This is a genomic window from Actinomadura logoneensis, from assembly GCF_003428695.1.
Lineage (GTDB): Bacteria > Actinomycetota > Actinomycetes > Streptosporangiales > Streptosporangiaceae > Spirillospora > Spirillospora logoneensis.
Map to the genome: position 1 here is coordinate 1 of NZ_QURH01000251.1, position 8,755 is coordinate 8,755.

The following is an 8,755-nucleotide window of genomic DNA, read 5'->3' on the forward strand; positions in this document are numbered from 1 at the left end:
GCCCGGGACGCGATCCCGCCCCCGGCCTCGGACGCGATCCCGCCGCGGGCGCGGGAGGCGACCCCGCCGCCGGCGCGGCGGCGGGCGTGGCCGATACCGGCTGATCACCGGTAGGGTCGGGCACCATGTCCCAGGTTTCTCGCAAGGTCCGGGTGGCGGTCGTGTTCGGCGGGCGCAGCTCCGAGCACGCCATCTCCGCCGTCACGGCGGGCGCGGTGATGGCCGCGATCGACCGCGACCGCTACGACGTGGTCCCGATCGGCATCGCCCGCGACGGCAGGTGGGTGCTGCCCCCCGCGGATATGAACCTGGCGATCAGCGACGGACGGCTGCCCGAGGTGGGCGGCGAGGGCAGCGCGCTCGCGCTGCCGTTCGACCCGGACTCCCACGGCCTGCTGGTCGTCGAGCCCGGCGAGGTGCCGCGCACGCTCGGCGAGGTGGACGTCGTCCTGCCGCTGCTGCACGGCCCCTACGGCGAGGACGGCACGCTCCAGGGCCTGCTCGAGCTCGCCGGTGTCCGGTATGTCGGCGCGGGCGTGCTGGCCAGCGCCGTCGGCCAGGACAAGGGCTTCATGAAGCTGGTCTGGCAGGCGCAGGGCCTGCCGGTCGGCCCGTACGTGACGATGACCGACCGCGAGTGGCGGCGCGAGCGCAAGCGCAAGCTGGACGAGATCGCCGAGCTGGGCCTGCCGGTGTTCGTCAAGCCCGCCCGCGCCGGGTCCAGCATGGGCATCACCCGGGTCACCGACGAGGCCGCCCTGGAGGCCGCGATCGAGACGGCCCGCGAGCACGACCCGAAGGTGATCGTCGAGGCCGCGATCGTCGGCCGTGAGATCGAGTGCGGCGTGCTGCAGGGCGTCGGCGACGAGCCGGCCGAGGCGAGCCTGCCCGCCGAGATCCGGATGGCGAACCAGCACGACTTCTACGACTTCGAGACCAAGTACCTCGACGGCTCGACGTCCCTGTCCATCCCGCCGGACCTGCCGGCCGACGCGATCGCGGAGGTCCGGCGGATCGCCGTCCGCGCGTTCGAGGCCCTGGACTGCGAGGGCCTGGCGCGGGTGGACTTCTTCCACACCCCCGACGGCCGCTGGGTGCTGAACGAGATCAACACCATGCCGGGCTTCACCCCGACCTCGGCTTTCCCGCAGATGTGGGCCGCCACCGGGCTGGACTACCCGTCCCTGGTCGACCGCCTCATCCAGACCGCACTGGACCGCCAGGTCGGCCTCCGCTGACGGACGGCGGGTCCGCCCGGCCTACTCGGCGGCCTGGCGCTTCTGGCTTCTGGCGATGAGGGTGTCGACCTGCACCGACAGCTTCGAGCCGAGCGGCCAGCCGATGTAGTGGGTCAGGAAGATGGCGGTCTCGCGTAGTTCGTCCGGCGTGAGGTCGCCGCTCTCCAGGGCCGCCGGGATCTGGATGTCGAGGACGTCGTTGAGGCCCTGGCCCGCGAGCATCCCGATCAGCAGGAGGCGGCGGTCGCGCAGGGACAGGCCCGGACGCGTCCAGATGTCGCCGAAGAGGTGGTCGACGGTGATGCCGAAGAAGTCGCCCGGCGCGTCGCCGACCTCCCAGCCGTAGACCTCGCGCATCTTGGCCAGCCCGCGGGCGCGGCGTTCATCCATCGTGGTCCTCCGGGGTGAGGCCGAGCCCGGCGGCGAGGCGGGCGAGGGCGAGGCGGGCGAGCGGGGTGTCCACGCCGAGCTCGTCGGCGAGTTCGAGGGCGAACGCGAGGTCCTTCTCGCCGAGCGCGCGGACGTGGTCGAGGATGGGGCGCAGCGGGTCGTCGTCCGCGAGCGGGGCGGTCGTGGGGCGCAGCATGATCGAGCCCGCGCCGCCGGTGATCGCGTCGGTGTGGCGGACGACCCGGGCGAGGTCGCGCAGCGGGACGCCCGACGCCTCGGCGAGCCGCTGCGCCTCGGCCGCCGCCGTGAACGCGGTGAAGTGCAGGAGGTTGCGGGCCAGTTTCGCGCGGGTGCCCGACCCGACCGGCCCTACGTGCAGGACGAGGTCCGCCCACGCGCCGAACGGTTCGCGGCAGGCCGCGAACGCCTCGGCCGTGCCGCCGACCATGACGGCGAGGGCGCCGTCCGCCGCGCCCATGAATCCGCCGCTGACCGGCGCGTCCACCACGTGGACGGCCCCGGACCGGGCGGCCAGCTCGGCGGCGGTGCGGGCGCGGATCGTGGAGTGGATCGCGAGGACGCCGCCGGGCCGCATCGCCGGAAGCGCCTCGGCGGCGACCTCGGCCACCTGCGCGTCGTCCCGGACCATGACCGAGACGAGGTCGCACGCGGCGGCCAGCTCGGCGATCCCGGCGGCGCTCCGCGCGCCCGCCGCGACGAGCGGCGCGACGGCCTCGGGACGCGTGTCGTAGACGACCAGCCCGCGTTCGACCAGGTGTTGCGCCATGGGCGCGCCCATCTGGCCGAGTCCGACGAAGCCGACCCTCATGCCCGGAACACCTCGCCGCCGTCCACGTTGATGATCTGCCCGGTGATCCAGCGCGCCTCGTCGGAGAGCAGGAACAGGCACATCCCGGTCAGGTCGTCGGGGGTGCCCATGCGCTTGAGCGCCAGCCGGTCCCGGACGATCTTCTGCGACATGTTCCCCGGCACGACGGCCCGGTTCGCCTCGGTGTCGGTCGGGCCGGGCGCGATCGCGTTGACCCGGATGCCCAGCGAGCCGAGCTCGTGCGCGAGCTGCTGCGTCAGGCCGTTCACGCCGACCTTCGCCAGGCCGTAGAACCCCGCGTACTGCCAGGCCGCCGTGGACGACTGGTTCACGACCGCGCCGCCGCCGCGCGCCCGCATGTGCGGGACGACGGCGCGGGTGCACAGCAGCGCGCCGTCCATGTTCACGGCCATGAACCGCTTGTAGTAGTCCCAGTCGACGGTGAACAGGAAGTCGAGCCGCATCGTCCCGAAGATCGCGGCGTTGTTGACCAGCAGGTCGATGCCGCCGAAGCGCTCGACCGCCGCGTCCGCCATGGCCTGGACGGACGCCGGGTCCGACACGTCCGCGTGGACGAACAGGCCCTTGGTCTCGTCGGCGACCTCCCGGCCCGCGTCGTTGACGTCGGCGACGACGACCGACGCGCCCTCGGCGGCGAGCGCCCGCGCGTACGCCGCGCCGATCCCGCCCGCCGCGCCGGTGACGATCGCGACCTTCCCGTCGAACCGCGTGCCCCCGCTGCCCACCGCGCCGTCCATCGTCACGCCCCTTCGGCGATCGCCTTGGTCTCCAGGTACTCCTCGAACCCGGCCACGCCCATCTCGCGGCCGATCCCGGACTGCTTGTAGCCGCCGAACGGGACGTCCGCCCCGTACCAGACGCCGCCGTTCACGCTCACCGTCCCGGTGCGCAGCCGCGCCGCGACCGCGTTCGCCCGGTCCGGGGAGCCGTGCACCGCGCCCGACAGCCCGAACGGAGAGTCGTTCGCGATCCGGACGGCGTCGTCGTCGCCGTCGTGCGCGAGCAGCACCAGCACCGGTCCGAAGATCTCCTCGCGCGCGGTGCGGGAGTCGTTCGTCAGGCCCGTGATCAGTGTCGGCTCGATCCAGAAGCCGTCCGGGCGGTCCGGCGGCCGGCCGCCGCCGCAGGCGAACACGCCGCCCTCGGCCACGGCGAGCCGCAGGTACCCCTCGACGCGGTCGCGCTGCGCCGCTGAGATCAGCGGTCCGCAGACCGTCCGGTCGTCGGACGGGTCGCCCGGCCCGAGCCGCGCCAGCGTCTTGGCGATGATCGCCGCGGCCTCGTCGTACCGGTCCCGGGGCACCAGGACGCGCGTGGTGATCGCGCAGCCCTGCCCGGCGTGCGTGACACCCGCGAACGCCGCGTACGAGCAGGCCGCGCGCAGGTCCGCGTCGTCCAGCACGATGAACGCCGACTTGCCGCCGAGCTCGAGGAACACCCGCTTGAGCGTCGTGGCCGCGGACGTCATGACGGCGCGTCCGGTCGCGGTCGAGCCGGTGAACGAGACGAGGTCGACGCGCTCGTCCGCGGTGAGCAGCGCGCCGAGGCCGTGGTCGGACGAGGTGACGACGTTCAGCACGCCCGGCGGCAGGTCGGTCTCCTCGGCGGCGAGCACGCCGAGCGCGGCGGCGCACCAGGGCGTGTCGGGCGCGGGCTTGAGCACGACCGTGTTCCCGGCCGCGAGCGCCGGGCCGACCTTCGCCAGGTTGATCTGGTGCGGGAAGTTCCACGGCGTGATCGCCGCGACGACCCCGGCCGCCTCCCGGACGATCCGGCGGTGCGAGGCCATCCCCATCGGCTCGGCGCGTCCGAGGTCGGTCTCCCAGGCGTAGGACTCGGCGAGGTCGGCGAACCAGCCGAGGTCGGCGACCGGCCCGTCGAGCTGCGCGCCGAAGGTCAGGAAGCGCGGCGCGCCCGCCTCCCTGATGGTCAGTTCGCGCAGCTCGTCGGAGTGGCGGCGCAGGGCGTCCCGGAGTTGGCGCAGGCAGTGCGCCCGGAACTTCACGTCGGACGGCCAGTCGGTCTCGTCGAACGCGCGCCGCGCGGCGGCCAGCGCGCGGTCGAGGTCCTCGGGGCGGGCGTCGGCGGCCTGGCCGACGACCTCGCCGGTGGCCGGGTCGAGGGTGTCGAAGACGCCGCCGGACCCCGGTTCGAGGCGGCCGTCCAGGAGCAGGGGAGAGGGAGCGTTACCGAACAAGCGACCGGTTGTTCTGGACACCTGTCCAGACTACATTTCACGGCATGACCGAACGCAAGCCCCGCCCCGACTATTCGGGGGAGTTCGACCCGGACTTCCGTTTCGAGGACCTGACCCGGGAGGCGCTCGTCCGCCTCGTGCGGGAGTACGCGCTGATCGTCCACCTGCTGGACCGCTCCTGCCTGACCGCCGTCGGCCTGCGGTACGGGCAGGAGGCCGTCGAGGAGATCGCCATCGAGGAGTGGAAGGGGGCCAGCCCGGTCTACGCCCGGCGCATCCGCGAGATCATGGGCATCGAGGGCGACGGCGTCTCGGCCATCTTCAAACTGCTCCAGCTCGACCCGGGGTTCGCGCAGCACTACATGGACGTCGAGTACGAACTGGTCGACGAGCGGCACGGGTTCTTCCAGCTCCGCTCGTGCGGCGCGCTGCTCGACGTCGAGCCGTTCGGCGAGCGGTCGGTCACCGGCATGTGCCACACCATCGAGGACGGCACGTTCGACATCACCGCGCAGGCCGTCAACCCGAAGGCCCGCATCCGGCCCGTCCACCGGCCGCCCCGGAACCCGGCCGGGCGCGTGCCGCACTGCCGCTGGGAGGTCGTCATCGACGACGACACCGAGACGCTGCCCGAGGCCGACATCACCCGGATGACCCGCGGCACCACCGCGGCCCGCCACCGGTTCCCGCCGATGCGCGACGGCACGCCCCACATCCCCGGCCGGCCCTCCGGTTTTCGGCGCGACCCCGACCCTTCCGGGTGACGCTCCTCACCTGAACGCCGCATTGTCACCGGCCGAGCCTCCGTTGTACGTTGCTGGACAGTTCGTCAATAAGACTCGCCCGCCGGAGGCGCCCCATGACCGCCCAGCTCGGGGAGCCGGACAACCTCGTCCTGCAGGCCCGCGACGTGCGCTTCGACTGGTCCGGGGTGCCGCTGCACTGGATCCCCCGCGACCCGGTCGCCACCCACCTGATCAACGTGCTGCACATGCTGCTCCCCGCCGGCGAGGAGTGGTTCGTCCGGGTGTTCAAGGAGGCCGTGCCGCTCATCCGGGACGACCGGCTGCGCGAGGACGTGCTCGGCTTCATCGGCCAGGAGGCCGTGCACGCCGCGTCCCACGACGCCGTCCTCGACCACTTCGTCGAGCAGGGCCTGGACGTGCGGCCGTTCGTCCGGCAGGCCGACTTCTTCTTCGAGAGCATGCTCGGCGACCGCGGGTTCACCGGCGTCCGGCGGCGCGTCTGGCTCAACGAGCGGATCTCGCTCATCGCCGCGATCGAGCACTTCACCGGCGTCCTCGGCGACTGGGTGCTGAACGCCGAGGAGCTCGACCGCGCCGGCGCCGACCCGATGATGCTCGACCTGCTGCGCTGGCACGGCGCGGAGGAGGTCGAGCACCGGCACGTCGCGCACGAGCTGTTCATGCACCTGGACGGCCGCTACCCGGTCCGGGTCCGCGCGATGGCCGAGACCATCACCATGCTGGCCTCGCTCTGGCAGCGCGGACACCGCTACCTCATGGCCGCCGACCCGGTCGTCCAGGGGCGGATCACGGGCGGCGTCCGGCACATCCGCCGCACCGGACGCGCCGGGCTCACCCCCAGCGGACGCATGGTCGCCGCGTCCGTCCGCCGCTACCTGCGCCGCGACTACAGCCCCCTGCACGAGGGCTCCACCGAGCAGGCCCTCGCCTACCTCGCCTCGTCCCCGGCCGCGCAGGCGGCGCTGCGATGAGCCCCCTGCCCTACCCTCCCGACCTGTACGGACGCCGCGACCGCGACCGGTTCTGGATCGCGGTCAACGCGGTCTTCACCGGCATGCACCGGGTGCGGTCGCTGCGCCCGCCCGTCCTGCCGCCGGTCCGCGAGGTGGACCGCTCGACGACCCTGGTCGTCCAGGCCGTGCGAAAGGCCGCCGAGGACGTCGTCGCCCTCACCCTGGCCGCGCCCGACGGCGCCGTGCTGCCCGCCTGGCACCCCGGCTGCCACCTCGACCTGCGCCTGCCGTCCGGGCGGCGCCGCCAGTACTCCCTGTGCGGCGACCCGGCCGACCGCCGCACCTACCGCATCGCCGTGCGCCGCATCCCGGACGGCGGGGGCGGGTCCGTCGAGATCCACGACACCGTCTCCGAGGGCGACCTCCTCACGGTCCAGGGCCCCCGCAACGCCTTCCCGCTCGTGCCGCGCGACCGCTACCTGTTCATCGCGGGCGGCATCGGCATCACGCCGATCCTCCCGATGGTCCACGCCGCGCACCGCGCCGGGGCCGACTGGCGTCTCGTCCTCAGCGGGCGCTCCCGCGCGACGCTGCCGTTCCTGGACGAGCTCGCCGAGCTCCCGGCCGACCGCGTCACCCTCCGCACCGACGACGTCGACGGCCCCCCGACCTGCGCGTCCCTGCTGGAGGACGCCACTCCCGGCACCGCCGTGCACGTCTGCGGACCGGCTCCGATGATCGACGGCGTCCGGGCGGCCTGCCCGCCCGGGGCGACCCTGCACTACGAGCGCTTCGCGCCCGCCCCCGTCACCGGCGGACGTCCCTTCGAGATCGAGCTGGCCCGCTCGGGGCGCGTCCTGGAGGTGCCCGGCGACCGCTCGGCGCTGGACGTCGTCCGGGAGGAGCGGCCGGACGTCGCCTACTCCTGCCGCCAGGGTTTCTGCGGAACCTGCAAGGTCAGAGTGCTCGGCGGTGACGTCGACCAGCGGGCCCCGTCCGATCCGCCCGGCGACGACACCATGCTCATCTGCGTCTCACGCGCCACCCAAGGCCGTCTCACCCTCGACCTCTGACCGGCCCCGGCCCTGAGGAGGCGGCCCCGGTCTTCGCATGCGCTTCGCCTTCCGGGCTCTCGCCTCTCCGGCTTTCGCCGCCCCGCGCACCAGGGCGGACGCCCCCTACTCGACGGGGGAGCGCAGCGCCTCGACGGCCTCCTCGACGGTGGGCCGGAAGGTGAAGAACCGGTCCAGGCCGACGATGCCGAACACGCGCGTCAGGTCGGCGTTCAGGCCGACCAGGATGAGCGGCGTGCGGCTCGCCTGGGCGCGCTTGTAGGTGGTGACGAGCACGGTGATGCCCGTGGAGTCGCAGTAGACCAGGTCGGTCAGGTCGATGATCACCGGCGTCGTGGCGTCGAAGGTCAAGTCGTGGATGACCTCGCTGAGTTCCGGAGCGGTGTGATGGTCGAGTTCGCCGCTCACGGCCAGCACGGTCGCGCCCGACGGGTGCGGGTCGGCTACGGCGGTCAGAGTGCGGTCGGTCACCTTGTCTCCTCCAGAGAACGGGAAAGCGGGGCCGTCGGTACGGAGAGCGCGAGCAACGCGGTGTCGTCGCTGATCCCGCCGCTCAGGTCGTCGAACAGGTCGTGCACGGTGGCGAGCAGGGCGTCGGCCCCGCGCCCGGGGTCCGCGTGCGCCGCGAGATGGCGGGCCAGGCCGTCCTCGCCGAGCATGGCGCCGTCCGCGCCGCGGGCCTCGGTGAGGCCGTCGGTGTAGAGCAGCAGCGCGTCGCCGGGCGCGAGGCGGGTGCCGGTCTCGACGAACTCCGGCTCCGGCAGCAGCCCGATGAGCTGGCCACCGGCGGTGGAGATGAGGTCCACCGAGCCGTCCGTCCGCAGCGCCAGCGTCGGCGGATGGCCGCCGCCGGCCAGGGTGATGTCGAAGGAGCCGTCCCCGGCGGCGTCCAGGATGCCGAACACGGCGGTGCAGAACCGCGGCGACCCGCCCTGCTCCTCGGTCTTGAGGACGAGGTCGAGAGCGGTCAGGACCGAGCACGGGTCGGGGTCGTAGATCGCGGCGGCGCGCAGCGTGTACCGGGTCAGCGAGGTGAGGGCGGCGGCGTCGGCGCCCTTGCCGCACACGTCGCCGAGGAAGAACGCCCAGCGGCCGTCGTCGAGGGGGAACAGGTCGTAGAAGTCGCCGCCCACCTCGTCGGCGGAGGCGGTGTGGTACGCGGCGGCGGCCTGCAGGCCGGGCACGGCGGGCAGCGCCGGGGGCAGCAGGGTCCGCTGGAGGGTCCGGGCCAGGCGTTCGGCGTCCGCGCGGCGGCGGCGCTCGGCGGCCACCACGCGCAGCGCCGCC

Annotated in this window: 10 protein-coding genes; 4 read left to right on the top strand and 6 right to left on the bottom strand. The window is 73.7% G+C overall.

What is annotated here, in order from left to right; genetic code table 11:
• The first annotated feature begins 125 nt into the window (after nucleotides 1-125).
• Nucleotides 126-1,238, top strand: coding sequence for a D-alanine--D-alanine ligase family protein (locus DZF91_RS14625; RefSeq protein ID WP_117358018.1), 1,113 nt, complete (start codon nucleotides 126-128; stop codon nucleotides 1,236-1,238).
• Between the two features lie 21 nt (nucleotides 1,239-1,259).
• On the opposite strand, the gene DZF91_RS14630 is transcribed toward DZF91_RS14625, so the two are convergent.
• From DZF91_RS14630 to DZF91_RS14645, 4 genes are read right to left on the bottom strand one after another with little or no spacing between them, the layout of a single operon-like run.
• Nucleotides 1,260-1,628 (bottom strand): carboxymuconolactone decarboxylase family protein, encoded by a 369-nt coding sequence (locus tag DZF91_RS14630; RefSeq protein ID WP_117358019.1) that lies wholly within the window; start codon nucleotides 1,626-1,628, stop codon nucleotides 1,260-1,262.
• Entirely contained in the window at nucleotides 1,621-2,457 is an 837-nt protein-coding gene (locus DZF91_RS14635; RefSeq protein WP_117358020.1) for an NAD(P)-dependent oxidoreductase, read from the bottom strand. The genes DZF91_RS14630 and DZF91_RS14635 overlap by 8 nt, the downstream gene beginning before the upstream one ends.
• The gene (locus DZF91_RS14640; protein WP_117358026.1) at nucleotides 2,454-3,215 is read right to left on the bottom strand and encodes an SDR family oxidoreductase; all 762 of its coding nucleotides are present in this window, start codon (nucleotides 3,213-3,215) and stop codon (nucleotides 2,454-2,456) included. Before DZF91_RS14640 ends, DZF91_RS14635 begins: the two co-directional genes overlap by 4 nt.
• A 2-nt stretch (nucleotides 3,216-3,217) precedes the next feature.
• Nucleotides 3,218-4,675, bottom strand: a complete 1,458-nt coding sequence (locus DZF91_RS14645; protein ID WP_117358021.1) for an aldehyde dehydrogenase — start codon at nucleotides 4,673-4,675, stop codon at nucleotides 3,218-3,220.
• Nucleotides 4,676-4,719: 44 nt separating this feature from the next.
• Here DZF91_RS14645 and DZF91_RS14650 point away from each other — a divergent pair, with 44 nt between their 5' ends.
• The 3 genes from DZF91_RS14650 (at nucleotide 4,720) to DZF91_RS14660 (ending at nucleotide 7,468) form a co-directional block, all read left to right on the top strand.
• The gene (locus tag DZF91_RS14650; RefSeq protein ID WP_117358022.1) at nucleotides 4,720-5,439 is read left to right on the top strand and encodes a hypothetical protein; all 720 of its coding nucleotides are present in this window, start codon (nucleotides 4,720-4,722) and stop codon (nucleotides 5,437-5,439) included.
• A 95-nt stretch (nucleotides 5,440-5,534) separates the two neighbouring features.
• Nucleotides 5,535-6,413, top strand: coding sequence for a metal-dependent hydrolase (locus DZF91_RS14655; RefSeq protein WP_117358023.1), 879 nt, complete (start codon nucleotides 5,535-5,537; stop codon nucleotides 6,411-6,413).
• A complete protein-coding gene (locus DZF91_RS14660) occupies nucleotides 6,410-7,468 on the top strand; it encodes a PDR/VanB family oxidoreductase (RefSeq protein WP_117358024.1) in 1,059 nt (352 codons plus the stop codon). Before DZF91_RS14655 ends, DZF91_RS14660 begins: the two co-directional genes overlap by 4 nt.
• A gap of 105 nt (nucleotides 7,469-7,573) precedes the next feature.
• Here DZF91_RS14660 and DZF91_RS14665 read toward each other — a convergent pair whose 3' ends face one another.
• Nucleotides 7,574-7,939, bottom strand: a complete 366-nt coding sequence (locus tag DZF91_RS14665) for an STAS domain-containing protein (RefSeq protein ID WP_117358025.1) — start codon at nucleotides 7,937-7,939, stop codon at nucleotides 7,574-7,576.
• On the bottom strand, nucleotides 7,936-8,755 hold an 820-nt coding region (locus DZF91_RS14670), incomplete at its 5' end, for a PP2C family protein-serine/threonine phosphatase (protein WP_147341152.1). The genes DZF91_RS14670 and DZF91_RS14665, both read right to left, overlap by 4 nt.

Bases quoted from the DNA above. Each gene is read 5' to 3' on its own strand.
- DZF91_RS14625 (WP_117358018.1), top strand. From the start codon at position 126: ATGTCCCAGGTTTCTCGCAAGGTCCGGGTGGCGGTCGTGTTCGGCGGG.
- DZF91_RS14630 (WP_117358019.1), bottom strand. From the start codon at position 1,628: ATGGATGAACGCCGCGCCCGCGGGCTGGCCAAGATGCGCGAGGTCTAC.
- DZF91_RS14635 (WP_117358020.1), bottom strand. From the start codon at position 2,457: ATGAGGGTCGGCTTCGTCGGACTCGGCCAGATGGGCGCGCCCATGGCG.
- DZF91_RS14640 (WP_117358026.1), bottom strand. From the start codon at position 3,215: ATGGACGGCGCGGTGGGCAGCGGGGGCACGCGGTTCGACGGGAAGGTC.
- DZF91_RS14650 (WP_117358022.1), top strand. From the start codon at position 4,720: ATGACCGAACGCAAGCCCCGCCCCGACTATTCGGGGGAGTTCGACCCG.
- DZF91_RS14655 (WP_117358023.1), top strand. From the start codon at position 5,535: ATGACCGCCCAGCTCGGGGAGCCGGACAACCTCGTCCTGCAGGCCCGC.
- DZF91_RS14660 (WP_117358024.1), top strand. From the start codon at position 6,410: ATGAGCCCCCTGCCCTACCCTCCCGACCTGTACGGACGCCGCGACCGC.